The organism is Sporomusaceae bacterium (assembly GCA_031460455.1).
Taxonomy (GTDB): Bacteria; Bacillota; Negativicutes; order Sporomusales; family UBA7701; genus Anaeroselena.
In genome coordinates this window covers 100,051-126,683 of record JAVKTQ010000003.1, presented here as the reverse complement: position 1 = coordinate 126,683, position 26,633 = coordinate 100,051, and the positions used below count along the sequence as shown (strand labels likewise).

27 protein-coding genes are annotated in these 26,633 nt (G+C 58.7%); 7 read left to right on the top strand and 20 right to left on the bottom strand.

The genetic code is table 11. The features are described 5' to 3' along the window. Positions 1-28 precede the first annotated feature (28 nt). The 4 genes from nrfD to RIN56_07325 form a co-directional block, all read right to left on the bottom strand. The gene (gene nrfD / locus RIN56_07340) at positions 29-958 is read right to left on the bottom strand and encodes an NrfD/PsrC family molybdoenzyme membrane anchor subunit (protein MDR7866621.1); all 930 of its coding nucleotides are present in this window, start codon (positions 956-958) and stop codon (positions 29-31) included. Positions 959-970: 12 nt separating this feature from the next. Next, positions 971-1,516 carry a 4Fe-4S dicluster domain-containing protein gene (locus RIN56_07335; protein MDR7866620.1) on the bottom strand — a complete coding sequence of 182 codons (546 nt, stop codon included), beginning with the start codon at positions 1,514-1,516 and terminating at the stop codon, positions 971-973. Position 1,517: 1 nt separating this feature from the next. Further along, positions 1,518-3,758, bottom strand: coding sequence for a molybdopterin-dependent oxidoreductase (locus RIN56_07330; GenBank protein ID MDR7866619.1), 2,241 nt, complete (start codon positions 3,756-3,758; stop codon positions 1,518-1,520). Between the two features lie 130 nt (positions 3,759-3,888). Next, positions 3,889-4,029, bottom strand: coding sequence for a hypothetical protein (locus RIN56_07325; protein MDR7866618.1), 141 nt, complete (start codon positions 4,027-4,029; stop codon positions 3,889-3,891). Positions 4,030-4,606: 577 nt separating this feature from the next. Between RIN56_07325 and RIN56_07320 the strand changes: the two genes are divergently transcribed. The 7 genes from RIN56_07320 (at position 4,607) to RIN56_07290 (ending at position 13,239) form a co-directional block, all read left to right on the top strand. Next, entirely contained in the window at positions 4,607-6,667 is a 2,061-nt protein-coding gene (locus tag RIN56_07320) for a sigma 54-interacting transcriptional regulator (protein MDR7866617.1), read from the top strand. Between the two features lie 597 nt (positions 6,668-7,264). After that, positions 7,265-7,414 (top strand): hypothetical protein, encoded by a 150-nt coding sequence (locus RIN56_07315; GenBank protein MDR7866616.1) that lies wholly within the window; start codon positions 7,265-7,267, stop codon positions 7,412-7,414. Between the two features lie 250 nt (positions 7,415-7,664). Continuing rightward, positions 7,665-8,912: an OFA family MFS transporter gene (locus RIN56_07310; protein ID MDR7866615.1), complete on the top strand. Its 1,248-nt coding sequence runs from the start codon at positions 7,665-7,667 to the stop codon at positions 8,910-8,912. A 145-nt stretch (positions 8,913-9,057) separates the two neighbouring features. Further along, positions 9,058-9,693 carry a TetR/AcrR family transcriptional regulator gene (locus RIN56_07305; protein MDR7866614.1) on the top strand — a complete coding sequence of 212 codons (636 nt, stop codon included), beginning with the start codon at positions 9,058-9,060 and terminating at the stop codon, positions 9,691-9,693. Positions 9,694-9,797: 104 nt separating this feature from the next. Next, a complete protein-coding gene (locus RIN56_07300) occupies positions 9,798-11,165 on the top strand; it encodes an MFS transporter (protein ID MDR7866613.1) in 1,368 nt (455 codons plus the stop codon). 47 nt (positions 11,166-11,212) lie between these two features. Next, on the top strand, positions 11,213-12,289 hold the full coding sequence (locus RIN56_07295; protein MDR7866612.1) for a DUF362 domain-containing protein: 1,077 nt from the start codon (positions 11,213-11,215) through the stop codon (positions 12,287-12,289). A gap of 134 nt (positions 12,290-12,423) precedes the next feature. Next, the gene (locus tag RIN56_07290) at positions 12,424-13,239 is read left to right on the top strand and encodes a methyl-accepting chemotaxis protein (protein ID MDR7866611.1); all 816 of its coding nucleotides are present in this window, start codon (positions 12,424-12,426) and stop codon (positions 13,237-13,239) included. Positions 13,240-13,337: 98 nt separating this feature from the next. Here RIN56_07290 and RIN56_07285 read toward each other — a convergent pair whose 3' ends face one another. The 16 genes from RIN56_07285 to RIN56_07210 form a co-directional block, all read right to left on the bottom strand. After that, on the bottom strand, positions 13,338-14,153 hold the full coding sequence (locus tag RIN56_07285; protein MDR7866610.1) for a hypothetical protein: 816 nt from the start codon (positions 14,151-14,153) through the stop codon (positions 13,338-13,340). Positions 14,154-14,242: 89 nt separating this feature from the next. Beyond that, positions 14,243-14,677: an MOSC domain-containing protein gene (locus RIN56_07280; protein ID MDR7866609.1), complete on the bottom strand. Its 435-nt coding sequence runs from the start codon at positions 14,675-14,677 to the stop codon at positions 14,243-14,245. 23 nt (positions 14,678-14,700) lie between these two features. Continuing rightward, a complete protein-coding gene (gene moaC, locus RIN56_07275; GenBank protein MDR7866608.1) occupies positions 14,701-15,180 on the bottom strand; it encodes a cyclic pyranopterin monophosphate synthase MoaC in 480 nt (159 codons plus the stop codon). A gap of 39 nt (positions 15,181-15,219) precedes the next feature. Then, positions 15,220-16,200: a GTP 3',8-cyclase MoaA gene (gene moaA, locus RIN56_07270; protein MDR7866607.1), complete on the bottom strand. Its 981-nt coding sequence runs from the start codon at positions 16,198-16,200 to the stop codon at positions 15,220-15,222. A 58-nt stretch (positions 16,201-16,258) separates the two neighbouring features. Continuing rightward, entirely contained in the window at positions 16,259-17,047 is a 789-nt protein-coding gene (locus RIN56_07265; GenBank protein ID MDR7866606.1) for an MBL fold metallo-hydrolase, read from the bottom strand. 27 nt (positions 17,048-17,074) lie between these two features. Further along, entirely contained in the window at positions 17,075-17,545 is a 471-nt protein-coding gene (locus tag RIN56_07260) for a GNAT family N-acetyltransferase (GenBank protein ID MDR7866605.1), read from the bottom strand. Positions 17,546-17,739: 194 nt separating this feature from the next. Continuing rightward, positions 17,740-18,699 (bottom strand): DUF169 domain-containing protein, encoded by a 960-nt coding sequence (locus RIN56_07255; protein MDR7866604.1) that lies wholly within the window; start codon positions 18,697-18,699, stop codon positions 17,740-17,742. A gap of 21 nt (positions 18,700-18,720) precedes the next feature. Then, positions 18,721-19,818, bottom strand: coding sequence for a (Fe-S)-binding protein (locus RIN56_07250; GenBank protein ID MDR7866603.1), 1,098 nt, complete (start codon positions 19,816-19,818; stop codon positions 18,721-18,723). Positions 19,819-19,860: 42 nt separating this feature from the next. Continuing rightward, the gene (locus RIN56_07245; GenBank protein MDR7866602.1) at positions 19,861-20,685 is read right to left on the bottom strand and encodes a DUF2064 domain-containing protein; all 825 of its coding nucleotides are present in this window, start codon (positions 20,683-20,685) and stop codon (positions 19,861-19,863) included. Positions 20,686-20,706: 21 nt separating this feature from the next. After that, a complete protein-coding gene (locus tag RIN56_07240; protein MDR7866601.1) occupies positions 20,707-21,345 on the bottom strand; it encodes a molybdenum cofactor guanylyltransferase in 639 nt (212 codons plus the stop codon). A 24-nt stretch (positions 21,346-21,369) separates the two neighbouring features. After that, positions 21,370-22,605, bottom strand: a complete 1,236-nt coding sequence (locus RIN56_07235; protein MDR7866600.1) for a molybdopterin molybdotransferase MoeA — start codon at positions 22,603-22,605, stop codon at positions 21,370-21,372. A gap of 13 nt (positions 22,606-22,618) precedes the next feature. Next, on the bottom strand, positions 22,619-23,641 hold the full coding sequence (locus tag RIN56_07230) for a molybdopterin-binding protein (protein ID MDR7866599.1): 1,023 nt from the start codon (positions 23,639-23,641) through the stop codon (positions 22,619-22,621). 313 nt (positions 23,642-23,954) lie between these two features. Continuing rightward, positions 23,955-24,533 (bottom strand): flavin reductase family protein, encoded by a 579-nt coding sequence (locus RIN56_07225; GenBank protein ID MDR7866598.1) that lies wholly within the window; start codon positions 24,531-24,533, stop codon positions 23,955-23,957. Positions 24,534-24,551: 18 nt separating this feature from the next. After that, the gene (locus tag RIN56_07220) at positions 24,552-25,040 is read right to left on the bottom strand and encodes an N-acetyltransferase (protein MDR7866597.1); all 489 of its coding nucleotides are present in this window, start codon (positions 25,038-25,040) and stop codon (positions 24,552-24,554) included. Between the two features lie 29 nt (positions 25,041-25,069). Further along, positions 25,070-25,846 carry an ABC transporter ATP-binding protein gene (locus tag RIN56_07215; GenBank protein ID MDR7866596.1) on the bottom strand — a complete coding sequence of 259 codons (777 nt, stop codon included), beginning with the start codon at positions 25,844-25,846 and terminating at the stop codon, positions 25,070-25,072. Then, positions 25,819-26,628, bottom strand: coding sequence for an ABC transporter permease (locus RIN56_07210; GenBank protein MDR7866595.1), 810 nt, complete (start codon positions 26,626-26,628; stop codon positions 25,819-25,821). Before RIN56_07210 ends, RIN56_07215 begins: the two co-directional genes overlap by 28 nt. Positions 26,629-26,633: the final 5 nt, after the last annotated feature.

Below are 26,633 nucleotides of genomic sequence, written 5' to 3'. Positions count from 1 at the left end.
TGCTCTTAGCTTATTTGCGGTCCATAAATTACTTGCTGTTCCAAGCCTTCATAAAGGCCTCGTCGCCGTGCGGCAACCGCGAACGGTACTTCACTTCGCCCGGCAGCCAGGTCCGGTCCGCGCCGCCGGCATAAATGACCAGCATGCGCAGTATGAACCCGCCCACCAGCACCAAAACCGCGCCGGTTGCCTGATAAAGCGGCGAAGACACCAGCACGAGCACCAGCGGCAGTACCGTACCCACCAGCATGAGACCGTACTTGAACGACGAAGAATACTCGCCGCAGAGCAACCGGCGGGCGGCGACAGCCTCGGCCTCGGTCGCGCCACTGATCTTAACCCACATATAGCTGACCCACAACAGCAGTTGCACCGCCAACAGCACCGCAGTTATCGCCGGGAATCTGCTTAGCACGTCGCCGATCGTCGCCGGCGCCACAATCATGCCGCTAAGAATATGCGCGGCAAATGCGGTCACCAACGACGAGGTCAGAAAAAGACTCGTCATCCCCGGGCCGACCCACAGCGGACGGCCTTTGAGCCTGCCCAGCAGGATACCGGGGTAAGTGGCCACAATCAGGCCGGAAACCACCATCACCAAGGCCAACAGTTTGCGGACTAACACCCAGCCGCTCCAGGGGAAGATAGCGAACGAAAACGTCGTGTAAACCAAGCCGGCGCAGATCGCCAGCGACATAACCCAGGCGCCTACCGTCAGGATCGCCTTGGGATTCATAAACACACGCCACGACTGGAAGGGCCGGCCGAGTTCGAAGATCAGCAGACCCGACCCCAATCCCATAAAAGCCGCCCCAAGGAAACTCGCGAGCGCCGAAGTGCGCCCCTCGCCAACGAACAGGTCGGCGATCCCGGCGATCACCAGCATCGCGCCGCCCATGCCGGCAAAGAAGAAATCCACGGCCAGCATCCAACCCCAGCCCTCATGCTTTTGACTCATCAGCTCCGCCTCCTATCCGTAAATGTAAAAGGCGTAAGGTTCGGTGCCCAGCTCTGCCAGCAGGCGTACCGTACGTTCACCGTTTACAAGTTTATAAACTTCGCTCGTCTCGTCGTCGAGATCGCCGAAAACGCGCGCCTTCTGGTGGCAAGTAAGCACGCAGTGCGGCAGCTTGCCCTCATCAACCCTGTCCTTGCAGAAATCGCACTTCTGCACCGCCCCTGTCTCATGGTTTTTCACGCGCGCCCCGTAAGGACAGGCCATCACGCACGCCAGGCAACCGACACACTTCTTATCCTCCACGAACACGATCCCGTCGTCCCGCCGCTGCGAAGCGCAGGTCGGGCAGGCGTCGACGCACGGCGGATTCTCGCAGTGCATACAAATCAGCGGCATATGCACCATACTCAGGTTGGGGTACACGCCGGCTGGGCCGACGGTTGTTACCGGGTTGTAGATCATATCCAGAGGCAGTTCGTTCTTCGTCCTGCAGGCTACCGTGCACGAGTGGCAGCCGATGCAACGCCGGGTATCAAAAACCATTGCATAGCGTGCCATCTTATTTACCCTCCTTCGCGTCCGCGCCGTTCACCTTATAAACCTTGCACAGCAGGCCCCGGTTGGCCCAGGTGCCGCTCATCGGGTCGCAATGCTCATCGGCGACGCTTGTCAGCACATTGGTGTTCGACTCCAGGCAGCCGCCCAGTTCCGGCTCGGTCATGCTCCGTTCCGGGAACCACCAGCCGCGCTCGGTAACGATGACCCGGGGGGCAACCCCCTGCGTCAGTGAAGCCTTCTGCTTGATCCGACCGCGGCGGGTCTCGATCCATACCCAATCGTCCTCCGCGATCCCCAGCTCGGCCGCCGTCGCCGGGTTGATCTCCACCCGCGGCTCATGGCGCAGGAACCGCAGCTCCTTGATCTGGAAATGCTCGGAATGGTGGAAAGGCATAAAGCCGTTACCGGTCGTCAGCACCAGCGGGAACTCCTTCGCCAGTTCAGGGTCGTCCGCTTCGTTCTCGGCCGGGCCGACATACTCGGGCAGCGGCGGGTAGCCGAGATCCTTGAGAGTTGAGGAATACAGCTCGATCTTCCCTGACGGGGTACCGAAACCGATCCGCTTATACTTATAAAACTCCCGCTCGGGGAAGTGGAAACGATACAGCTCGACAAACTCGTCGTAGCTCTCGGTGCCATAGCCAAGCGGCTCGATGCGGTAATGGTAGGCATCCTCCACCGTCTCCCACGGCCACATCTCTTCCTGACCCATCCGCATTCCCAGGTCGCGCCAGAAATTATAATCGTTGCGCCGCTCGTACATCGGCTGGATAGCCCGCTGCGAACACAGCAGGAAATCCGCGCAGCCGTAAGAATTGGTGATCGTCGGCCGCTCGAGCGCGCCGGCGATCGGCAGCACGTAATCCGACAGCGCAGCCGTCGGCGTCATCCAGTACTCGCACGTCACCATGAAGTCGATTTTCCGCAGCGCCTCCAGCGTCATCTTGCTTTGGCCGTAAGAGTTCACCGGATTGGTGGCGGATACCAGCAAAGCCTTGACAGGATAGGGTTCACCCGTCAGAATGGCGTTGAAAACAGACGGTGGATGGGCCTCACACATCCACTCGGCGGTCGGCGCCTTGCCCCAGTGCTTCTTGGCAAGCTCGGCGATCTTCCCGTAGCCTGGCCAAGTCACCAGTTTGAATTTGTCGGCGCCGATCTGCTTCGCCTTCTGCTCCTCCGGCAGCCTATCGTTAGCTTCCATCTCCTCGTCGGTGATCGAATCCTGGCTCGGGCCGGTCAGAAGATCGGAACCCGGGCAATCGAGGTTGCCGGTCAGCGCCCGCAGAAGAGCGCGGGCGTGCATCGCCGCGCCGGCGGATTTGCCGAGCTGGTCGATGGCCACACCCCACTGGATGTTGCCCGGCTTGCTGGTCGCATACATATAAGCGCTCTCGCGGATCTGCTCCGGTGTAAGCCAGGTCAGCGGCGCCGCCCACTCCGGGGTAAACTGCTCGACATGGTCGGCCAGTTCGCCGAAGCCCTCGCAGTATTCGGTCACAAACTCCGCGTCGTACAGGCCCTCGTTGATTATGACATTAACCCACGCCAGCGCCAGCGCCAGGTCGGAACCGGGCCGCAGCGGCAGCCACATATCCGCCTTCGCCGCCGTCTCGGTAAAGCGCGGGTCAATAACGATCACCTTCAGCCCTTTAGCCTGCAAACCGCGGATGTGGTGCATCTCCGGCATACTCGACGCGCCGGGGTTTTGGCCCCACAGCACCAGACAACGGCTCGCTCCCAGATCGAGATCGAACGGACACCAGCCGTAAATAGCCGTCTCCACCATAAAAGTGGGTATCCAGCACAAATGGGAATTATGGAAACAGTTAGGGCTGCCGAACAGATTCATGAACCGCCGACGAGCCCAGTCGTCCGTGCGCGAAGTGCCCCCGGCCGTGGCCACCGCCTCCGCACCGAATTCATCGCGGATCGCGGCCAACTTGGCAGCGATCTCGTCCAGCGCCTGATCCCAGGAAATCTGCTCCCACTGGCCCTCGCCGCGCTTGCCCACCCGTTTGAGCGGATAATTGACGCGCGCGGGATGATCAAGATGCTTCAAAGCGATATTACCCCGGCAGCAAAGCCCCCCCTCATTGGTGGGATAGCTGGGGTCGCCCTCGATTGCCAACACATTGCCGTCCTTAACATAGGCCAGCACACCGCAGTTCTGGTGGCAGAAGTAACAGCATGACTTCTTTACTTCGATGCCCTCTTGACTTAAATCTACGCTCTTGCTCATGTTGCCTCCCTTCTGATGTTGACCGGGCCGCCACCCTGCCCGTTACGCGACTTGCCGCCCGCTAGGCGGCTCTCCGCAAAAAAGCATTGCTTATCACCCGGATATTACTTCGGTTTGCGCAAAGCACCCCTCATTTGCAATATTGCAATAAGCGTGCCAGCTTATCAAAATCCGCGCCAATCTGCTCAAAACCTAGGGCTGCGCTTTTTGACCCCAGCAAATTCAAGCCCTGCATCTTCCCCGCACCGCTGCTTCCCAGCAGCGTCACCACCGGCCGGCGCACCGTTACAACAACTGGCAATCCCTTTTTGCGATTACTGTGTCATTTTAAAACATTCCGGCTAACGCGCGCCGCAATCTGCGCCCGAAAAATATCCGCCTCAAAACACAAAACCCCCAAAAGAGCCGATAATGGCTGAAATTCCGCCATTATCGGCTCTTATTAAAAAAAGAATATTGAGAATTATTCAAAGGGTTCCTTGTGTTAATGACGCTATAACTATATAATATATCTTAGGTACGTGTATTTTTGAACAATATCCCCGTTTTCACCACCAATGCTGCCCTGTATCGACAACAATTGCTGCAGATTGTTTGTACACCCGATTGTTGACTAATCAGTCACGCGTTATATTAAAATAACCCTCGCATATAAATATTCCATATAATATTACGTACAAAGCCCTCCGACCCCCCGGACAAACTAATTTGCGAATAAGATGGAGGAAGCGCAGGTGGGCACAATGAGCCGCATTCAGAAGATCCATAACACACAAGCAAAATACTCTGCTGAAAACGAAACACTTGCAACCGACGAATTGGTATCGTATGAACGGTGGCAAGCTTTATTGCGTTACAAACAGGCTTTCCTGCAGAATGAAGCCGAAGACCCGCGCAGTTACCCCTTCATGAACCAGGAAGTAGCCGCTTCCTGGATCAGATCGCGCAACCTGGGGGTCAATCCTTACAGCGTCGTAACAAGCCCCAACGTCAACCCCGAGCAGTTGTCGAAACTTCTTAACCAGCACCGCCTGCTCATCGACATCACCAACTCGTTGGCCAGCTCATTCAAAAACCTCCTATTTTCCTGCGGCTACCTTCTTTACCTGTTCGACAAAACCGGGGTGGTACTGCTCAATGAGGGAGATTGGAGCAAGTTTCCTCCCCTGTTCGCCGATCAGAACTCCCGGCGGGGCATCGTCGCCGCAGAGCAGACCGAAGGCACCACAGCCCACGAACTGTGCATCCGGCTGAAGCGGCCCGTGCAGCTCCTGGGTCCCGAACACTACTGCGTGGCTTTTCAGAACAGCATCGCCTCCGCTGCGCCGATATCGGACGAAACCGGCACGGTGCAGGCCGCCCTTGTTCTGCTGAGCCAACCCCTGCAGAACCCGCCTGACGAAGAACAACTCAAAAACCTTTGCATGCACAGTTTCGCGCTTACAACCTCGATGGCCGTCGCCATCGAAACCGGACTGAAACTTACGAAGACGGTCGACGAACTGTGCAATGCCAAAGAAAAAGTAAACATCCTCGACAACCACCTAAAAGCGACAACCGACAAACTGATAGCCGTTCACCACACCCTCAATGCCACCATGGCGTTCGTCGAAGAAGGAATCGTCGCGATCGACCGGACCGGCACGATAATTTTCACCAACCGGGACGGCATGAGAATCCTCAAGCTCCGGCACGAAGACGTCGGCAAACGCAATATCAGGGAATTCCTCAACCGCGATTCTTCGCTCCTCGACTTGGCGAGAAAAGGCGAGATCGTCCGGGTCGAAGAACAAATCTGCGTGGGCAACGACAGGCAGCTGCCATTCCAGGTGGTAATAAGGCCGATCCTCAACCAGCAGACCGATGAACTCAACGTAGCCGTCCTCAAACTCATCGCCGCCGAAAAAGTCGCCGCCCAGATGAGCAGCAAAGGAAACGGCATGGCCGTTCACAACTTTGCCGATATAATCACCGCCAATACCGATTTCAAAAAAACCCTCGCCCTCGCCGAGCGCTTCGCCGCCTCGTCTGAAAACATCATGCTTACCGGCGAAAGCGGCACCGGCAAAGAACTCTTCGCCCAATCCATCCACAACGTCCACCGCCCCCAGGGCCCGTTCATGGCGGTCAACTGCGCGGCCATGCCCCGCGAACTGATCGGCAGCGAACTGTTCGGCTATGAAGGCGGCAGCTTTACAGGCGCGGAGCGCAGCGGCAAAGCCGGAAAGATCGAACTTGCTCATGGCGGGACGCTCTTCCTCGACGAAATCGGCGACATGCCGCTTGACCTCCAGGCCGTACTGCTGAGAACCCTCGAAGACAAACAAGTCATGCGGGTCGGCGGCAGCCGCTACAAAAAAGTCGACTTCAGAATCATCGTCGCTACCAATAAAGACCTCGCTAAAATGGTCAAAGAAAACCAGTTCCGCGAAGACCTGTACTTCCGTATTTCCGTTCTGACAATCAACATCGCCCCCCTGCGCGAACGAACCGGCGATATCGAGCTTCTTACCAACCATTTCATCGAACAGTACTGTCGCCGCAATGGCTGGAACACGCCGCAAATCAGTCCGGCGGCCCAGAAAAAAATCAACGAATACCAATGGCCCGGCAACGTCCGGCAGCTCCAAAACGCCATCATCCACGCGGTCAACACCGCCCAGGGCGACATCATCAAACCGGAAAACCTGCCCAACTATATCCTTATCGATTCCTGTCCCGTAAAAATCAACGAAGGCGACGCCAGCAAAAAGATCGGCGAAATCCTCTGCCTGGAGAAACTCGAAAAAGCGGCCATCGAAGCCGCCCTCCTCCACGCTAACAACTGCCCGCGTACGGCGGCCGAAGTTCTTGGGATAAGCCGCTCGACCCTCTACAGAAAACTCAAGGACTTCAAAATCGATTACTAGTCCCCCTGCCAACACCGAAAACGGCCCTCCGCGAGGGCCGTTTTTTTTTGCCCTTGCCCGTCTGGTATCCTGCAAACAAGCTATTAAAATATCCTAAAATGACACTGTATTCTTAAAACAGGATTGTCGAAAAATGCTGTAAATCATCTACTGTGTGAACAAACTAACATAACTTCCGCCATACCAAAAAGGGATAAACCGCGGTAACTAAATGATTCGTAAAGCCTGCAAATCCGCGCTTTCGAACATTGCAGGCTCCTAAAAAAAACTGGCACGCTTATTGCATATTATTTCTATGTATGTCTTAATAACTACTTCTTATCTGGGCTAAAAGACAAAGCCGAATAGCCATCAAGGAGGTGGTCGGAAAAAAAGTGCCGCCCATAACATTTCCTAGAATACCCGGTATTCCACAACCCAAGCGGCTCTGCGCAACAAGCAGCATCAGAAGCCGCACAGGCGAGGCAACAGGCGATTAAGCGCTCCTTGCCGCCATGGCGGCAGCTGTACGGAAAGCCCCGCCCACATCTTGCAACGTTATTAGTCATGGGGGCGCAACTTACCCCCCGCAACAAAAATTACAGGAGGTAATTTGACATGTGTTTTCGTCCTGGTGGAGCAGCTAAACCTGTAGAATGCCCCAACTGCAAAAAGAAACTTGCTGCTATAGGAGGGGTAAGACAAAAAATTTGCCCCTTCTGCAAAACGGAACTGCCTGCCGAAGAAAAAGCCGAAGAAAAGAAATAAGTCAGTCCGTCTCATTGCCGCAATAGCAGAACCGAATATCCTAATCACAAAGGGGAAACACACTTTCCCCTCTCATCAATTTAACGAATTTTCATATTTTTGCCGATGACCCGTATGAACACACAAACCACTTCCGGTATCTGCTATGAGGCAATGAGACAACCCTTCGCAACAAAGATTTTACCGCACATCAGCACCGGATCAATCGGAGATTACACTATCCAAAATACTTAGAGAAAGAGGTCGAAGAATGGCCGAACAAAAATACAATCGTTGGTTAATTCTCATCGCCGCGATAGTAACTAACCTCTGTATAGGCACCCTATACGCTTGGAGCGTATTCGCCCTGCCACTTGGCAAATTGTTTGGCTGGTCTGCGGCCGCAATCGGCTTGGCCTTTACCATCAACCACGGTCTTAGCCCTGTCGCCATGATCGGCGGCGGCGCCATTCAAGACCGTCTCGGAGCAAGAGGCAACATCCTGGTCGGCGGTCTCATGTTCACCATCGGCTTCTTCCTTACCGGCTTTGTCGATAAAGTCGGCATGCTCTACATCACCTACAGCACCCTCGCCGGCATCGGCGGCGGCGTCGTCTATTCCGGAACGCTCGGCAACACCGTCAAGTTCTTCCCCGACAAAAGAGGCCTGGCCTCAGGTCTTGTCGCTGCCGGCTACGGTTGCGGCGCCATGCTTTTCGCCCCCATCGCCAGCGCCCTCATCATCAAATACGGCGTCATGGCCACCTTCAAGATCCTCGGCACAGCATTCTTTGTCGTCCTCGCCATCACGATCAACATAATCAAAAAAGCCCCTGCGGGCTACAAACCGGAAGGCTGGGTGCCGTCCCTCGAGGTAGGCGCTCCCAAAGCGAACATCCCGGATGTCCTCTGGTACAAGATGCTTCAGGACAAGACCTGGTGGGTCATCCTCATCATGCTTCTCTGCGGCGCTCTGTCGGGCCTCATGATCACCGCCTTCGCGTCGCCGATCGGACAGCTGATGTTCAAACTCACCCCCATGGATGCCGCCTTCTTCGTCAGCCTGGTCGCCATCTCCAACGCGCTTGGCCGCGTCGGCTTCGGCGCCCTGTCCGACAAATTTGGCCGCTCCAACACCATCATGCTCATGTACGTAATCTCCGCCATTTCCATGTTCAATCTCAGCACGACGACCTCGGTCGCCGGCTTCGCCGCTTCCGGTATCGGCATCGGCGCCGTCTTCGGCGGCTTCATGGGCTGCATGCCGCCGATCATCAGCGAGCGTTACGGCCTCAAGAACTTTGGCGTCAACTACGGCATAACCTTCGTCGGCTTCAGCCTCGCGGCCATCTTCGGCCCGATGACGGCCGCAAACGTAAGAATGTCCACCGGCAGCTACGAGAATGCCTTCTACATCGCCCTGGCCATCAACATAGTCGGCCTGATCTGCGCCTTCATCTACAGGGCGCTTGACAAGAGCGAAAGGGCGGCAAAAGCCCAGGCAAGCCTGCCCCAGTAGGCAAATCGGCTAAGAAAAAACGGTGCCCCAAAAGCACGCATAATATGACGGGGGAGTGAACTGCCGCTTCGTCTTTGCACAACCACTCCCCCCGAAATTATGCGGTACCCGTGAAACCGCCACCGTACCGGGAGGAGGCTCTTCCATGAAGGAAAGAATCTTAGCCACCGCCCTACACCTGATGAACGTACACGGCGTCAAATTCACGACCGCCGATCTGGCCCGTGAGCTTGGCGTCAGCAAACGTGCGGTATACGAGCATTTTCCATCCAAAGAATACCTTATGGCCGCCATATTCGACTCTATCATCACCGACTTTCGGCAACAAATCTCCGTCATCGCCCGCACCGAGGGCCTTGACATCGTCACCAAACTCAAATCGCTGATGGTCTACTCCCCCAAAGCCTTGGGCCCTCTCAACGAAAAGATCATCCCCGATATCCAGCGGTTCCTGCCGAAAGAATGGATGAAATTCGAAGAATATTTCCAGGAAAGATGGCGAATGATCGAACAGGTGATTAATCAGGGAATAGAGAATGAGCTACTATCGCCTGTCGACCTTGCGGTCCTCCACAAAATGTACTTGGGAACTATCGATTCTTTGCTCGATTATCAGTTTCTTGCCAAAAACAATACTACGTTCAAAAGCGCGATGACAAAAGCTGCCGATATAATCATCCGGGGACTGACTGCGCCGGGTTGTCACAAAAGATCACCTGCTGATGTGGGGAGTCTTTCAGTCCCTCCGGATAAAACTCCTTTGGTTTTTCCAAGGGACTGAAACGACGTCGAAGACGTAGAAAAAACACCCTTACCTCGCCTCCGCATGGGAAAATCTTCACAAATACTTGCCTTGTGCAAGCAGGTTACGGAAGGAGAATGAAAGTGAAAAACTTTAGCATCTCTGAAGTAGTCGATTCTTTAGGAGTCAACAAGTTTACCTGGCGAATCTTTTTCTTCCTCGGTTTTGCAATGGTATTCGACGGCTATGATTATATGGTGGTATCTTATACCATGCCGCAAATTGCCGCTGAATGGCGTTTGGACAAAGTCGCGATGGGCAGCCTGTCGTCGTGGAGCCTCTTCGGCCTGATCATCGGCGGCGCGATCGCCGGCATCGTCTCCGACAAGATCGGCCGCAGGAACACCCTCGTCTACTCGATTGCCGTATACTCGCTCCTCACCATTCCCATCTACTTCGCCACCAGCTTCGAACAATTCGCTCTCTTCCGCGTATTGGCCGGCGTCGGTCTGGGCGCCTGTATCCCCGTCGTCACCACCATCTTCTCCGAATCCACGCCCACGCCGCGCCGCGCCCTCTTCATCACCTTCGGCATGGCCTGGATGATCGTCGGCTGGGTTTTGGGCGGCCTCATCCCCACCCTGCTCGTCCCGCACTTCGGCTGGAGGATATGCTACCTGATCGGCGGCGCTCCCTTCCTGTATGCCGTATTCCTGTACTTCCAAATGCACGAATCGGCTTACTGGCTGGCCGGCAAAGGCCGCAAAGCCGAAGCGAACGAAATCCTCAACTACATCGAAAACCTCGCCACCGGCAAAGTCACGCCGCGCGACCCCGAAGCCATGATCGTCCCGGCGAAGCCCAAAGTCTCAGGCCCCGCGGCCCTGTTCTCCAAAAACTACTGGATGATTACCGCCGGCGTCTGGATCACCTACTTCTGCGGCTGTTTCACCGTATACGGGCTCAACGCCTGGCTGCCTTCCCTCATGCTTGAGAAAGGCTTCAAACTCACCTCCGCCTACGCCCTGGCGATCGCCAACAACGCCGCGGCCGTCATCGCCAACTGCTCCACCGGTTTCGTCGCCGAAATCATCGGCCGCCGGCCCAACCTCATCTTTGCCTACCTGCTCGGCGGCGTATCGATAGTCATCATGGCCTTCGTCAGCGGCGGCTTCGGCGCCATCCTGGCCGCCAACATCTTCATGGGCTTCGCCATCAACTACGCCATCACCGCCGTACAGCCCCTCATGGCTGAAGCCTACCCCACCGAATTCCGCAACACCGGCGTGGCCTGGTGCCAGGCGTTCGGCCGTCTCGGCGGCGCCCTCGCCCCGATCGTCGCCGGTGCCATCATGAGCATGAAACTCGGTCCGCAGATGTCCTTCCTCTTCTACGTCATCCCCGCGATCATCGGCGCCCTGGCCGCCATCCTGTTCATCAAGAAGGAAACCAAAGGCAAATCGCTCGACCAGCTCGCCCACGAGCAGCAAAGCACCACCATCTCTCACTAAACGATGCAATTACATTATCACCGGTCGAACCGGGGAGGTAAAAACTATTGGAAGCGAAAGTATACTTGGCCCGGCTGGCGGACGGTGCATCTGCGGCCGAACAGGCTAACGCCATCGGCAAACTATACGACATCGCCGGAACGACCGTCGTCGGCAGCAAAGACTTTGTAGCCATCAAGCTGCACGTCGGCGAAGGCACCAACATCACCCGCATCAAGCCGGAACTAGTCCGCGAACTGGTAACCAAGGTAAAAGGGCAGGACGCCCAGCCCTTCCTCACCGAAACCTCCACCCTCTACAAAGGAGAACGGCACAACGCCGTCAGTCACCTCATGCAGGCCCACCGCCAGGGCTTCGGCATCGACAACGTCGGAGCGCCCTTCATCATGGCGGATGGGCTGGCCGGCAACACCGAATATGAGGTCGCCATACCGGGGGAAATCAATAAAACAGTCAAAGTCGCCAGGGAGATCATCGGCGCCGACGCGCTGCTCGTCGTCTCCCACGCCACCGGCTGCATCACCACCGGCCTGGCCGCCTGCATCAAAAACCTCGGCATGGGCCTCGCCAGCCGCATGGGGAAAATGCGGCAACACTCGGCCGTACTGCCGCAAGTCGACAGCGAAAAATGCACCAACTGCCACAAGTGCATGAAATGGTGCCCGGCAGACGCCATCAGCGAACAGAGCGGCAAAGCATTCATCGCTGCCGATAAATGCGTCGGCTGTGGCGAATGTCTCGCCGTCTGCCGCTTCGACGCCGTAAAATACGACTTCGGCGCCGACAAGGGTTTCCTTCAAAAAGCCATGGCCGAATATGCCTACGGGGCGGTAATCGGCAAACCCGGCAAATGCTTCTACTTCAACGTCCTCACCAACATGACCAAAGACTGCGACTGCCTCGTTAAAAGCCCGACGACCAAAATGGTAGCCGACGTCGGCATCCTGGCGTCCAGCGATCCGGTAGCAATCGATCAGGCCACCCAGGACCTCACCGCCGCGGCGTACGGCCATCCTCTGGGCCACCTTGCCTTCCCGGAACGCGACAGCACCATCCAGATCGAACACGCCGCCAAAATCGGCATGGGATCTACGCGGTACAAGCTGATCGAACTCAAAGCATGAGCACCGAATAAAACAAACCGCCCTGCCGTTAATCAATGGCAGGGCGGTACCATTGTCAGGAAAATTCTACATTAATTTACAAATATGATAAAATTTTCATGCATTCTAATATCCAAGGAGGTCATAAGGTCATAATGACGAAACTTGAAGCCGCCATCAAATCCGCGGAGATGTTCCGCGACCTCAACGCCTTCGACTGCTCCGCCATCGTGACCGACGCCCAGGGCATCATCCTCTACCACACTCAAGCCAAAACCTTCAAGGAAAACGTCGTCATTGGCCAGCCTGCGCCTGGCGGAGCCGCCAAAAAAGTCATCGAAACCCGCCAACCGGTTCGGGTTGATGTTCCCGAATCAGCCTATGGGGTGAAACTCAGGGCGATAATGCGGCCGATCTTCGAGGACGACGGCACATTCTCCGGCGTTATCGGCAACGCCATCAACATGCAGACCGTGTCAACCCTGCACGAAGCAGCCCAAAACATCGCCTCGATCTCAGAAGAAATGACCGCCACTTCGCAGGAACTGGCCGTCACAGCCACCCAACTGGCGGAAAGTCTCGTCAGCGTAAGAAGCGTCAGTGAGAACGTCCTCGGAGAAATCGAAAAAACCGGCAGCATCCTGCAATTCGTCAGCGACGTCGCCCAGAACTCCAATCTACTCGGGCTAAACGCCGCCATCGAAGCGGCGCGGGCGGGAGAACTGGGGCGGGGCTTCGCGGTCGTCGCCGACGAAATGCGCAAGATGGCCAGCAACAGTGGCGAATCGGTCAGGAACATCAAAACAATCCTCGACAGCATCCAGCGTCAGACCGAAACCGTAGTGGCGAATATCGCCGACGCCGCGCAGTTAGGCGAACGCCAGGCAGCGGCCACCGAGGAAATCTCCGCGACCATGCAGCAGCTGTCATCGACGGCCTCCGAAGTCGAACGTTTCGCGGCATCCATTTAAGGCCCCGCGCCGGACCGGCGCACCGCCTGTAGACCGAAAAGACCCGAATCCCTCCCGGGATTCGGGTCTTTCTCATGCGGACGATACACCGCCCCATCCTACGAGCAGCACACCTCGCTCTGCGCTTCGAGCCGTTCGAGTTCACAGCGCAGCCAGGCCACCCGGTCCTTGACCGTCTTCGTTTGGTCGACCAGAGCATATAAACTCGGCTGGCAGCCTTTCTTGGCCGGCGAAACCATCCTGATCGACGGACGGAACTGACATACACGGCTGATCCGGTCTTTCAGATACTGCCTTGCTTCGCCCTCCGAAGCGAACAGCGGCATGATCAGATCGCCGCTCGTCCAGCCTGTCCAGCGCCCCCGCTTGTATTTGGCCACGAAAAATTCCCGGTCGGCATCGGAAGCATACCCGTCCAGCTCGTAAACATTGCGGTCATCCCAGTACCCCAGAAACTGCATCATATCGCTGTAACTCACCTTAGGACGTTTAGAAGTCATGAACCCGTGATAATCGGCCAGCGCCCGCTGCGCTGGCGAGGCGTACATCAGCAGCGGCATGTCCTCCACAGCCTCATTGATCTGCTCCACCACCATACCCACCAAGCTGCCCGCATCCGGCTTGTTCTGGAAAGTGAAGGCCCACTGCTTCGAACGTTTAGCCTCGGCCTCGTCCTTGACGAAGCCCTTCTTGTTCAGTATCCCCTCGATAGTCTCCACTCTGTTATACACATCGCAGTCGATCACAATCGCGTTCCTGAGAGTTCCGCCGCCCTTCTCGACGCGCAGCGAAATCGTGTCCGGCTTATGAAGGCGCCCCTGATCGACAAAATTGCCGCGGGAGAAATAGATACTTTCGATTGTCAGCATATCTACCATGGCCGCTGTCGTATATTGGCGATAGTTAATAAGCATTATTACGCCTCCCATTGCCGTTCAGCTCCATCAATGGAGCATTTGCCTGTCATGCTCTGCCGGCTCTGCCTTTAATGCCCCCGCCGGAGCTAATTCAATACCTCGATAACGTCGCCCACATTAACCGTATCGCCGGACACCACCGTCGCGAAGATACCCTCCTTGGGCATCACGCAGTCGCCGGCCTGGTAATAAATCGCACAGCGCTGATGGCATTCCTTGCCTATCTGGCTCACTTCGAGGATAGAGTCGCCGATCTTCAGGCGCGTACCCACCGGCAGCTTTGGCAGTTCCAGCCCTTCTGTGGTAATATTCTCGGCAAAATCGCCCGGATTGACATCCAGCCCCACCTGCCGCATCTTATCGATACTTTCCAGTGCCAGCAGACTGACCTGCCGATGGGCAAACCCGGCGTGGGCATCCCCTTCAAGCCCCAGATCGACTAACAGGCGGGCACTGCCGACGTTCTTTTTGCGCATCCCCTTGTTGGGGCTGGTGCATACTGCGATAATCTTCCCCTGCATCTCGCTTATCTCCTTTGTTGCTATTACTCAGCCTTCCGACGGTACGTGCCGCTCTTGCCGCCCGACTTGACAGCCAGCCGCACATACTCGATAACCATCCCTTTATCCACTGCCTTGCACATGTCGTAAATCGTCAGGGCGGCGACGCTAACCGCCGTCAGCGCCTCCATCTCCACGCCGGTCTTGCCGGTCGTCTTGACGGTGGCGGCGATCCCGACCGAACTGCTCTCCTCATCCACGTTAAACTCTATGTTGATCCCGGTCAGCAGCAGCGGGTGGCACATCGGGATAAGCTGCCAGGTGGCCTTTGCGCCCATGATACCCGCTACCTGAGCTACGCCAAGAACATCACCCTTGCTCAGAAGACCTTGCTTAACCAACTGCAGCGTAGCAGGCAGCATCCTGATCCTGCCCTCGGCAATCGCCTCGCGTGCGCTGTCGTCCTTGCCCGAGACGTCCACCATCCGGGCCCTGCCAGCATCATTGAAATGAGTCAACTCCACGACAAGTCCACCTTTGCGTTCCAGATTCGCCTGAAAAACTCAGCCGCCGATCTGCGACATCGTCCGCTCGAAATCCGGGAAGCCGCTTGTCCTGCAGAGCGAATGGCCCTGCGGCTTCGCCGCCACGGCGGCGTGGAAAAGCTCTGCCAGTTCGCGATCATCGGCCCCGTTCCTGAGCGGGGTTTTTATATCAATCTCGTCGTTCGACAACAGGCACGGCCGCAGCTTGCCGTCGGCGGTCAACCGCAGGCGGTTGCAGGCGCTGCAAAAATGGTCCGATATCGGCGTTATGAACCCGAAGGCCCCCTGAGCCAGCGGAAACTGGTAGTACTTCGCCGGCCCGTTGCCCCGGACGGTGCCCGTCGGCTTTAGCCGCGCCCGTCCGGCCTCGTTAAGCATCTTCTTCACCGTGGCGATATCCGGCCCGCCCCCGAAACCCCGGCCCCCGATAGGCATATACTCTATAAACCGAACCGCGATCGGGTGGTTGTAAACAAGCTCGACAAAATAGGCCAAATCCTTTTCAGTCAAAGCTTCGGTCAGAACAACATTAAGCTTGACCGGCGACAGGCCGGCCGCCATTGCGCTCTCGATCCCCTTCATGGTGTCCTCCAGCCGTCCGCACGTTGTCAACCGTGCGAAGTTGGCCGGATTAATCGTATCGAGACTGATATTAACCCTGTTAAGGCCGGCGGCTTTCAGGTCCTGAGCCAGAGGCGGCAGCAAGCTGCCGTTGGTTGTCATCGATATATCCTTAATCCGCCCCATTGCCGTGATCGCGGCGATAAACTCCACGATCCCCTTTCTCACCAGCGGCTCGCCGCCGGTCAGGCGAATCTTATTCACGCCTTCCTGGTTGAACACCTTAATAAGCCTGAGCAGTTCCTCGTAGCTGAGGATATCATCGTGCTCCAGCCATTTTTTCCCCTGGGGCGGCATACAGTAGACACAACGGAAATTGCAGCGGTCGGTCACCGATATCCGCAGATAATTGATGTTGCGCTCATACCCGTCCAGCATGTCAAATCCCCCAAAACCCGGTTTTCCGGGCCATATTCCCCGCGATCGGCAATCCTGGTTACAGCTTGATCTCCATGCCGTCGTAAGCCACCGACACATCCTTGTGCGCGGCCACGGCCGCCTCCAGCTCCCTGCTGGTCACAGGCTGGCTGTAATGGACGGACAGGTGAGTAAGCACCGTGTGCCGGGCCTTCACCTCCCGGCCGAGATCGATCGCCTCTGCCACCGACATGTGGGTGTCAGGATACCAGTTCTCCCCATAGAAGGTCGCGTCGCAGACCAGCCACTCCACGCCTTCTACCGCAATAGCCGTAGTCTTCGGCAAACCGGCCGTATCCGGGAAATAGGCCACGCTTGACGAAAAAGAATTCACCAGGAAACCGGCGGTCTCCACTCCGTGGGCGGCGGGCAGCGGCGTGATAGCCAACTCCCCGAAACGATATTCCATCATAAAAGCCCAGGGAATAACGCGAAATACCTCCCGCAGATTCGGAAAAGCGGCGAGAAACTGCTCTCTGGCGCTGGGCGGCAGAAAAAGCGGTATCGGCTCCTTGCGGTTCAGCTTGACATAATACTCGAGTTCTCCCAGGCCGCCGAAGTGATCGTAATGCCAGTGGGTAAGCATCACATTATCGATACTGGTTACCCGTTCCCTGACGAGCTGAGCCCTGAGATCCGGGGGAGCGTCGATTAGCAGGTTGCTTCTCCCGGTGGTTATGAGCGCCCCGCTGCGCGTTCTCGATAGGGCCGGATTTTCCCGCGCCTCCCGGCACCCCGGGCAATCGCAGAAAAACGACGGCGCTCCGGGTCCCGCTCCACTTCCCATTATCTTAAAAGACGATGCCATCTGTTCATGCCTCCTCGATTGCTGCGGCTACGGTATATGCGCAAAAACCATTGCCACCGGAGCACACTGCTCACGATCGGGACAATCCTCGCACTGCCTGTCAAAAGGCGACGGCAGCTGCGAAACCTCGCACATCCGGTAATCGCACTGTTTATAAAAAGCTGCGGCCTCCCCTTTGGCCACCGTAGTGACCCGGAACGACCCGCCCGGAGGCTCGACCGCATCGCGGCAATACTCCCACGGGCGCTCGCACAGTTCCCGCAGCAGCCTGCGGCCCGTTCCCCGGCCGCGTTCCCTCTCAGCCACCGCAAACACCAGCAGGTGAAACAAATCCTCATCCGCCTGGTACAGCCGGCCGCCCGCCAAAATCTCGGCGCCTTCCCTGAGCACTACGTGCTCCTCGATCTCGCCGGCGAGATCCATGCCGGTCGCGGTCAGCATGCCGCGCAGTCCCTCCTCGTCGGCAGGCCCGGCGAAAGAAATTGTTCTATCCAGCATCAGCATCCCCCTCGCCGGCATCTTCGTCTGACATATATCGAAAGCAAGATTCATACCAACCCGCAGAAAAAACCTAACTTCCCGTAAATCGGGCAAATCAGCGCATCCGCGGCCGCCAGTCCGGCTTCCGCCCATCCAAAAGCGCGGCCCTTTTTCTCAAGATGGTTCATATTTTTGCATTTTGCGTCCGCCCGTCATCCTCGGCTGGCAGGCCTCAACTGGATAGCCTGTTGCGGACATTGCCCGACGCAGGTATAACAGGCGCAGCACTTCTCACCGGCAATCACCAAAGCTTTTTCGCCGTCGCCGGTTTTTTCAAGTCCGAGCACGTACTCCGGGCAAAAAGCCTCGCATATCCCGCAGCCGTTGCAGCGGTCCGCGTCGATGGCCACCTCTACCCGTTGCACATCTTCCCGGCCCGCATGGGCCGTGCTGTCGATCACCGGCGGCATATAAAGGCGACGCCGCGCTTCGGGGATGCTCTTGGCCGCCAGCTTCTCCAGCGAAGCGACGATCGTGGGCAACTGCCCGTAGGGAATCGAAAGATACACCTCAAAATCCTCGACATCGGATGAAGCCCTGGCCCCGTAACAGCCGAAAGAAATATTCATCTGCTGGCTCTTCATCACCTGAACGGTCAGATCGGCGCACGTCGAATTGTAGCCAGAAGTATGGAACACCTGCCGTTCGCCGCTGCCGTAGGTGGACGAGCAGCACAGCCACATCGCCTGCTCCGGCCACAGGGTCAGGATCACCACATCAGGCTCGAACGTCGCCTTCTCCAGCGGCGCGACCAGTGTCGCCGTATAGCTTCCCGGCTCGAACTCCGGCCGCGAGGCGATCATCTTCTGAGCGCATTCGATCGTGGGCAACTTCTTGAACAACAGGTACAGGTCGCCCGACCGCAGCTTGGGCGACATGGTTATAAGCCCCATAATGCCGGCCCCGTCGGGGCAGGCATGCTTCCGGGGCGGGAGATACAGGCAATTCCCCCGCCGGGCGGCGGTTATCGTCTGGCAGTGCCTGATCCGTTCCGCCGGCTCGGCTACCCCCTCCGGTATCTCCTCGCCAGGCCGCATCAGCCTCACGGCCACCGGAGACCACCTGAGGGTAAGCGCCTTACGCATAGCATCGGCAAGCATCTTATTCTGCACTGATTAAAACTCCTCTCCTGGTCAATCCGCCATGATTCGCGCCCAAAGCTCGGCCCCACCGGGGCCTTCCAGCATCGCGGCCATCCGTCTCTTGGTGGCGGTAAAATCGTCGCGCCGCCCCAGCAGCAGGCTCAGCGCATGGTCCGCCCGCAGCCCTCCGGCGGCGGCGAACTTTGCCGTGCAACTTGCGCAGTAGCTGACAAGAATATCGGCTCCTGTTGCCCGCACCTCCGCCACACGCCGTTTTATCAACTCATCCGTGAATTCGGGACGGAATGTCGAGATCATGCCCCCGCTGCCGCAGCAGATGGTATTCTCCTTGCCGTGGACCATCTCCACGGTCGAAAAGCCGCCTTTCACCAGCGCCTCGCGCACCTGACGGCCGAAAATGCCCTCGAACCTGTCGGGGCAAGAATCGTGAACAGTGCAAATCTTGCCGGCCTCCGCGGCGGGCTGGGGCAGTTCGAGCGCCTCGTAAACCGTCCTGATGGCAATCCCGGTCTCCGATAGCATGGACCGCAGCGCGTAATAACAGCCCGAGCAAGCGACGATCAGCTCCCGTACCTTATGCTCCCTGAACTTCGCCACCAGCTTGCCGGCCGCGTCGTCCGCCCTTTGCCTCAGGCCCAGGTCAGCCAACGGTCTGCCGCAGCATTCGGTGAACATCCCGCCGCAGCCGCAGCCGTCCCTCAGCCGGGAGAACACCTCCCTCGTTAGCTCGGGAGCGTAAGTCATCAGCGTGCACCCCGGAAAAAAGCAGCTCGCAGCCTCGCCCCTCACCGCGATATCGTCGAAATCGACGCCGGCGAATTCGCGGTAAACGTTCATGAGATTATTCGGGCGATCGGGGAAAAGGTAGCGGTACTCGTCCACCGCGAACTCGCCCGTCGCCACCGCCGCGCGCCGCCCCGCGGCGAACAGCTCCTTGGGACTAAGCTCCTCCGGGCAGACAGCCTCGCAGCAGCCGCACAGCGCGCAGCTGAAAGCCTCGTACGCCGTCGCCCCCCGCGCCGCCGCCTTCCCGGGCGACTCTTCCAGCTCGGCGAGCAGCGGGCAACATCCGCTGCACAAACCGCACTCGATGCACCTCTCCGCCAACTCTTTGACCTTGTTCTCCATCCTGTTTCCGCCCTTCCCGGCTGCCGCGCGCGGCCGCCCTTATCAGTGTTGGGGCGACGGCGGCGAAGTGGCCTCCAGGCCTATCTCGTTCAGTACCCTGATCGTGTTCACGGGCAGCATGACCGTTTCGTCGTACCGGGCCGCCAGTTCGAGGCTCCGCACCACCGGAATCATGCCCGCCAGGTCGACCGGGATGTCGACATCAGGCACCATCTCCACATAGCCGAACGGGATTCCCCTGTCGCGGGCCTTGCCGAGCGCCACATCCAGCGCCGTTATCCCGTCCAGGTTGTAAAACACCTTGTCAAACTCGAACGGGGTATTGTAGGTATAACCGATGATCGAAAAACCGCCTTCCTGACAAGCGCCCTCGACAAGCGAAGCGCCCACCTGCTCGCCCTTGAACCTGGCCGCCGCCATTCCGGCCTCGCTCAGCGCCAGCCGCGTCATCTTCGCGACCGCATCGCGGACGATGACGGGCTGCAGGGTTGGGAGATCGCCGCCGATGATCAGCATACCGTCGGCCAGCCGGTCATTGTTGCCGTTTTTCAGCACATAATCGGCGGCATACTGCATGCACTCGTCAAAAGAGCCGCCCTTATCGCAGAACACCTCCACGATCTTTTTACGATCGGAAACGCCGGCCAGGAAGCGCTCGAGATACTCCCGGTCGCCGCCCTGGTTGTAGCAAATCCGCACGTCGCCGCAGTCGGCGGCGATGCAGGCGTTGATAGCATCGAGCACACAGCCTTCGTAAAGGTCTTTCGCTTCCTCAGGCGTAAGAATCCCGCCCCGGTCGGTCGTGAGCCGCGTTTTGGTCACGCCGGCCTTCGGCACCTTGGTGAAAAGAATAATCGTGTTTCTCATTACTGTTACCTCCTGGTCAAGTTAATTCTGCGACAAAATCTGCGTAAACGCCCCGGATACTTCCGGGGCGCCCCCCGGATCCTTCTCTCCCCGCAGCAGGACAAGGTCCTGCGGGGCGTTGAGATTGAAAAACATATTGGCAGGCAATCCCGCAGCGTCGAGTTCCTCCCCGGTCACCGCGAGCACCTTTACCGCCGGATAAAAGCGGAACACCTTCCTTACACCGTCCCGCAAGCACTGCTCGATCGGTCCGGCGCAGGCCCGGGAATACACCGCGCACAGCGGCTCCCAATCCTCGCCCGTCCGCGGCACCACCGCGTCGTGGCCATCCTTGCGGCTCAGCAGGTAGGCCGCCAGCCTTGCCGTGAAATACGGCATATCGGCGGCAACCGCGAACACATCATCGTACCGTGCCGCCAGCAGGCCGGCATACAGGCCGCCGAGCGGCCCCATGTCGGGAAAAATATCGGGCACCTCCCGGACGTCCGGCAGACCGTACTTGGCCGTGGCGTTACTGGCGATGATAATATCGTCCGTCACTTCGCGGAGCTCTTTCACCGTCCGCTCGATAAGCGTCTCATTCTCGACCACCAGCAGCGTCTTGTCCCGACCCATCCGCGAACTCCGTCCGCCGGCGAGGATTATGCCGCTAACCGCCATCGCAATCACCTCCCCAGCCGGTGCCTACAGCCCAAAGACATCGCCGACAATCAGCACCGAAACATCCTGTCCGGCATGCATCCGGCCGCTGCCGGCCGGCACATCGATATACGCGTTGCAGTTGACCAGCGACTTCAATACGCCGTTCGACTGCTCGCCGGTCAGTGCCACATAGTTCGTCCCCTCCGTCACGTGGAAACGGCCGCGCAGAAAGCGCCGTTGGGGACTCGGCTTGGTGAAGTCTTCGTCCAGCACCGCCCCCAGCCTGGCGGGCAGATGGCTGGTCAGCCCCATCTTCTTCTTGATCAGCGGCACGACTATCAGCTCGAACGTTATCAGCGCCGCGGCCGGGTTGCCGGACAGGCAGATAATGAACTTGTTGTTGTACTCGGCGGCTACTGCCGGCGAGCCGGGCTTCATGTCCACCCCGCGGTAAATCATGTTGACGCCTAGCCGGGCGAGCGCGTCGGGCACCACATCATAGTCGCCCACCGAGACCCCGCCGGTCGTAAGCACAATATCGGCATCCGCCAGCCCCAGTGAGATAATATCGGCAATCGAATCCAGTTCGTCGGGCACGTTGCCGAGAGCGGTGATCTGCGCCCCCAGTTTCAGACAGGCCGCCACCAGACTTGGCAGGTTGCTGTTGTAAATCTTTCCCGGCCGCAGCGGCTGGGAAGAATCCACCAGCTCGTCGCCCGTGCTGATGACCGCGATTTTTACCTTGTTATACACCGTCACCTCGGCGAATCCGAGGGCGGCGATCAGACCCACCAGAGCGGGCGAAACCTGTGTGCCGGGCGTGGCGATCACCTCGCCCGCCTTAACGTCCTCCCCGGCCCGGACGATGTTGCTGCCCGGCTTGAGCGGGTAGAAAAGCTTGCAAATATTCGCCGCCCGCGTAACATCTTCAAATTTTATCACCGCGTCGGCCCCCGCCGGGATCGGCGTCCCCGTCATCACCTTGATGGCCGTTTTCGCCGTCACCTTCCGCCTGGCCGTGTGGCCGGCCGCCACTTCCTCGATCACCTCGAGAACGACCGGTTCGGCTTCAGAAGCCTTGGCGATATCCTGCGCCCTCACCGCGTAACCGTCGAGCGGCGACCTATCGAACGGCGGCAAATTGATCGGCGCCTTGATTTCGCGGCTCAAAACCCGGCCGACGGCATCGAACAACGGGATCTGGCACTCCTTCACCGGACACGCCATCGTCAGCAGCAAACCCTGAGCTTCTTCCAGTGCCACGTTCCTTTTCATCATATCTACGTCCCCTCTATGCGCCTGTGCCAAACGAACATTGCGGGTAGCGGCAGACCTCGCACTCCAGGCACAGCCCGCCCATCCCCAGCTTGGCGATCATCGCCCGGGTGACTGTCTCGCCGGCAAGAACCTGCGTCAGCACCAGATCGAAAACCGTCGTCTTGTGATACATCACGCAGCCCGGCAATCCCAAAATCGGCACCTGGCCCATATAGGCGACCATCAACATCGCTCCCGGCAGCACGGGGGCCCCATATGTCACGATATCCGCGCCCGCCGCCCTGATGGCGGTCGGCGTCACATCGTCGGGGTCGACCGACATCCCCCCGGTCGTCAGGATCATCTCGGCGCCGCCCGCCAGCAGCTTCTTTATCGCCGCGGAAATCCGCTCCACATCGTCAGGCACGATGATATGCTCGATCACCCGGCAGCCGAACGCTTCGACCTTCTCCCTGACCACCGGCCCGAACTTATCCTCGATCCGCCCGTGGTAAACCTCGCTGCCGGTGGTGATAACCCCCACCTTATAAGAGTGGAACGGCTTTATCGCGATAACGCCGCCAGCCGGCGCTATCGCCTCCGCCTGCGCCAGCTTCTCCTCCGCAATAACCAGCGGGATAACCCTTACCCCGGCCACAGCCATGCCCTTCTTCACCGGCCTGGCGTTGCTGATCGTCGCTGCCGCGATCTCCTCCAGCATATTGATCTGCAGCAGGCGGTTCTCGTCAATGACACACAGCCCGTCGGTTTCGGCGACAAGCTTCACCTTGCCCTCGCTAGGCTCGGTAAGGGAAAGCCCCTGCCCCTGCAGCGTCCTGGCTATCCTCAGCCCAGCGTCGTTCTCGTGTACGAACCCCTTCCTGAGCTCCCAGACATACAAGTGCTCCTTGCCCAGCTTCAGCAGCTCGGGAACATCCTGCGCAGAAACGATATGGCCTTTCTTGAACGCCGGCCCCTTGGCCTCGCCGGGCACGATCCTGGTTATATCGTGGCAAAGAACGCTACCTACCGCATCTTCAACTTTAATCATCTGCATCTGCACCATCTCCTTCAAAGGCTCGTTATCATGCGGTTTCCTGCCGGTTGCCGGGCGGCGGCAAAATGACCCGCGCCCCGCCATCCGGGTTATACATATATAAGCACTTGCAATAACCGTGCCATCGCCGGCAACCTTGCCAAAGGTGCGCCGCCCCAATAGCGTCCGCACCAAAAAAACGGAGGAAACCGCGCGTTTTTTCATTTTGACACACGCTTTCCCAAAAAAGAACTCCAATCCCTTCCAGCGACCGATATGCCGCGAACAAGCAAAAAGGCCGCCCCGGTCAATCGGGCCAGCCTCACATCCTCGTCTATGTCTTCGCGGCAATACCGCGCCCCAGCGAATACGTCCCCCCCAGCACGTTGCCGACGCCGTAGTAATTCCTGTCAGTCGGGCTGCACACCAGCGGTTTTACCTTCGCCAGGTCCGGCAGACCGTTCTCGCCGAGTACCGCCGCATCGGCCTTCGCATCGGCGATCCTGCCGACGAAAAGGGTGTGGCTGCCCAGCTCGACAGCCTCCACCACCGTGCACTCCAGCACCAGGGGAAACTCCGCGACATAAGGAGCGTCCACCAGCTCACTGCCGACCGCCGTCAGCCCCGTCACCGCAAACTTATCCACGTCCCGCCCGGAAACCAGACCGCAGTAATCCGCCTCCGCCGCGTAACGCTCCGACGGGATGTTGACCGTGAAAGCGCCGCGCGCGGCGATACTGACATGCGTCAACCGCGACTTGCGCACCGCCACCGCCACGCAGGGCGGCTCAGAGCAACACACCCCGCACCAGGCCGCGGTCATCAGACAGGGCGAGCCGTCCTCGCCATAACTGCCGATCACCCACACCGGCAACGGCATCGCCGGCGCCAGCGCCCCCAGAGACTTCTTCATCGCCTCACCGCCTTCCCCTTAGCCCAGCCACTGGTACATCACAAAAACGTCCACGAATCCCTGCTCCTGATGCGCAAAAGCCTTGGGCAGCCTGCCGGCGACCGTGAAACCGCACTTTCGCCACAGCTCCACCGCCACCGTGTTCGTGGATACGACGAAATTAAACTGCATCGCTTTGAACCCCAGCGCCCGAGCCTCCTTCAGCGAGTGTTCGCACATCGCTCGGCCGATTCCCCGGCCGCGGGCCGCCGAACTGACGGCGTAGCCCGCATTGCCGACATGCGCGCCAAGACCGGGCTGATTGGGTTTTAGAAAATATGTCCCCGCCACCAGCCCGTCCGCCACAGCGACATATGTAGCGAGCGGCAGCTCCATCCAGATGCGGAAGCCTTCCTGCTCAGAGGTATCGGGCGAAAAAGAATACGTATCCCCCCGCGCAAAAACCTCCTTGAGGATCGGCCAGATTTCGCCGAAGTCCGCGGCCTCCGCCCGTCTTATCGCCATCATAAAAACCAGCCCCTTTCCTGCGCCGCGCTCTACCCCAACTCTTCGTGAAATTCCCGGCCGATCGCCTGCCGGAGTTGCTGGAAAGCGGCGTCGGAGCGGCTCCGCGGCCGCGGCAGGTCGACGGCAAACTCTTTCCTCACCGTTCCCGGCCGTTCCGACATCACCACCACCCGGTCGCCGAGGTACACGGCCTCCTCAATATCATGAGTCACCATAATCATCGTCGTCCTGTTGTCGCGCCAGATCTCCAGCAACTCGTGCTGCATCCTCAGGCGCGTCAGCGCGTCCAGCGCACCGAACGGCTCGTCCAGCAGCAGGATTTCCGGCCGGTTGACCAGCGCCCTGGCGATCGCCGCCCGCTGCGCCATCCCGCCCGACAGCTCCCCGGGGTAAGCCTGCGCAAACCCGACCAGCCCCACCTTCTCGAGGTGGGCGGTGACAATTGCCGCTTTCTCCTCCCGGCTGCCCTTCTGCAGCGCGAAAGCCACATTCTCCGCCACCGTCAGCCACGGCAGCAGCCGCGGTTCCTGGAACACGATCCCCCGGTCGAGGCCGGCGCCGGCGACCCGCCGCCCGCGTACCGCGACCGTTCCCCCGTAATCTGCGTCAAGTCCGGCGATTATCCGCAGCAGCGTACTCTTCCCGCAGCCGCTCGCGCCGACGATGCTGACGAACTCGTGGCCGCCCACGCGGAGGTCGATGCCCTCAAGCGCGGCCACGTCGCCGCCGCGTGTCTTATATATCTTCCCCAGGCCGGCGACGACCAGCAGGTCGTCATCTATTCCCCGGTAAAGGAGGTTCTCCATCTGACAATCCTCTCTTCCAGCGCGCGCAGCACGCCGTCCATCGCCTTGCCCACCACGCCGATCGCCAGCATCCCCACCAGCACCCGGTCGGTCTGCGCCAGCGCCCGCGCGTCGGTGAGCATGTAGCCAACGCCGGTCATCCCGGCCGACAGCTCCGCGGCCACCACACACATCCAGGCGTAGCCCAGTCCGATGCGCAGCCCGGCGGCAATGAACGGCAGCGCCCCCGGAATAACGACCTTGGCGATAAACTTGCCCTTCGGCACCTCCAACGCCCTGGCCAGCTCCAAAAACTTATGATCCGTCTGACGGACACCGTCAAGCACATTGACGAAGATCGGGAAAAAGGCGCCCAGCGTGATAATGAAAACCTTCGACCCCTCTTCGATGCCGAACCAGAGGATCGCCAGCGGCAGCCAGGCAATCGGCGGGATGGGGCGGATAAGCTGGATGACGCCGTCGGCAAGTTCGAACAGCAGCGGAAAAATGCCCAGCGCCAGGCCCAGGCCCACCCCCAGTACGGCGGCCAGCGCGAAGCCTTCGAGCACCCGAACGATGCTCGCCCCCAGATGGACGGCCAGTTCGCCGCTGCCAGCCATCGCCAGCAAAGCCTCGAGTACCTGCCCCGGTGGGGGCAGCAAAATCGGTTTGACCAGACCGGCGGTGGTAACCGCCTGCCATATCGCCAGCAAGACGGCCGGAGCCGCCAGCTTCTTCCACCCCGGCAGGCCGGCCGCCAAATTGTCCCTATACGTTGCCGCGATCTTAAGCGCCATCTCCATCGTTG

Bases quoted from the DNA above. Each gene is read 5' to 3' on its own strand.
- RIN56_07280 (MDR7866609.1), bottom strand. From the start codon at position 14,677: ATGCAGGGGAAGATTATCGCAGTATGCACCAGCCCCAACAAGGGGATG.
- RIN56_07265 (MDR7866606.1), bottom strand. From the start codon at position 17,047: ATGGCATCGTCTTTTAAGATAATGGGAAGTGGAGCGGGACCCGGAGCG.
- RIN56_07260 (MDR7866605.1), bottom strand. From the start codon at position 17,545: ATGCTGGATAGAACAATTTCTTTCGCCGGGCCTGCCGACGAGGAGGGA.
- RIN56_07215 (MDR7866596.1), bottom strand. From the start codon at position 25,846: ATGGAGAACCTCCTTTACCGGGGAATAGATGACGACCTGCTGGTCGTC.
- RIN56_07305 (MDR7866614.1), top strand. From the start codon at position 9,058: ATGAAGGAAAGAATCTTAGCCACCGCCCTACACCTGATGAACGTACAC.
- RIN56_07230 (MDR7866599.1), bottom strand. From the start codon at position 23,641: ATGCAGATGATTAAAGTTGAAGATGCGGTAGGTAGCGTTCTTTGCCAC.
- RIN56_07225 (MDR7866598.1), bottom strand. From the start codon at position 24,533: ATGAAGAAGTCTCTGGGGGCGCTGGCGCCGGCGATGCCGTTGCCGGTG.
- RIN56_07285 (MDR7866610.1), bottom strand. From the start codon at position 14,153: ATGCTTATTAACTATCGCCAATATACGACAGCGGCCATGGTAGATATG.
- nrfD (MDR7866621.1), bottom strand. From the start codon at position 958: ATGAGTCAAAAGCATGAGGGCTGGGGTTGGATGCTGGCCGTGGATTTC.
- RIN56_07220 (MDR7866597.1), bottom strand. From the start codon at position 25,040: ATGATGGCGATAAGACGGGCGGAGGCCGCGGACTTCGGCGAAATCTGG.
- RIN56_07240 (MDR7866601.1), bottom strand. From the start codon at position 21,345: ATGGCGGTTAGCGGCATAATCCTCGCCGGCGGACGGAGTTCGCGGATG.
- RIN56_07315 (MDR7866616.1), top strand. From the start codon at position 7,265: ATGTGTTTTCGTCCTGGTGGAGCAGCTAAACCTGTAGAATGCCCCAAC.
- RIN56_07310 (MDR7866615.1), top strand. From the start codon at position 7,665: ATGGCCGAACAAAAATACAATCGTTGGTTAATTCTCATCGCCGCGATA.
- RIN56_07245 (MDR7866602.1), bottom strand. From the start codon at position 20,685: ATGAGAAACACGATTATTCTTTTCACCAAGGTGCCGAAGGCCGGCGTG.
- RIN56_07335 (MDR7866620.1), bottom strand. From the start codon at position 1,516: ATGGCACGCTATGCAATGGTTTTTGATACCCGGCGTTGCATCGGCTGC.
- RIN56_07250 (MDR7866603.1), bottom strand. From the start codon at position 19,818: ATGGAGAACAAGGTCAAAGAGTTGGCGGAGAGGTGCATCGAGTGCGGT.
- RIN56_07235 (MDR7866600.1), bottom strand. From the start codon at position 22,605: ATGATGAAAAGGAACGTGGCACTGGAAGAAGCTCAGGGTTTGCTGCTG.
- moaA (MDR7866607.1), bottom strand. From the start codon at position 16,200: ATGCTGGACGGGTATGAGCGCAACATCAATTATCTGCGGATATCGGTG.
- RIN56_07210 (MDR7866595.1), bottom strand. From the start codon at position 26,628: ATGGAGATGGCGCTTAAGATCGCGGCAACGTATAGGGACAATTTGGCG.
- RIN56_07290 (MDR7866611.1), top strand. From the start codon at position 12,424: ATGACGAAACTTGAAGCCGCCATCAAATCCGCGGAGATGTTCCGCGAC.
- RIN56_07330 (MDR7866619.1), bottom strand. From the start codon at position 3,758: ATGAGCAAGAGCGTAGATTTAAGTCAAGAGGGCATCGAAGTAAAGAAG.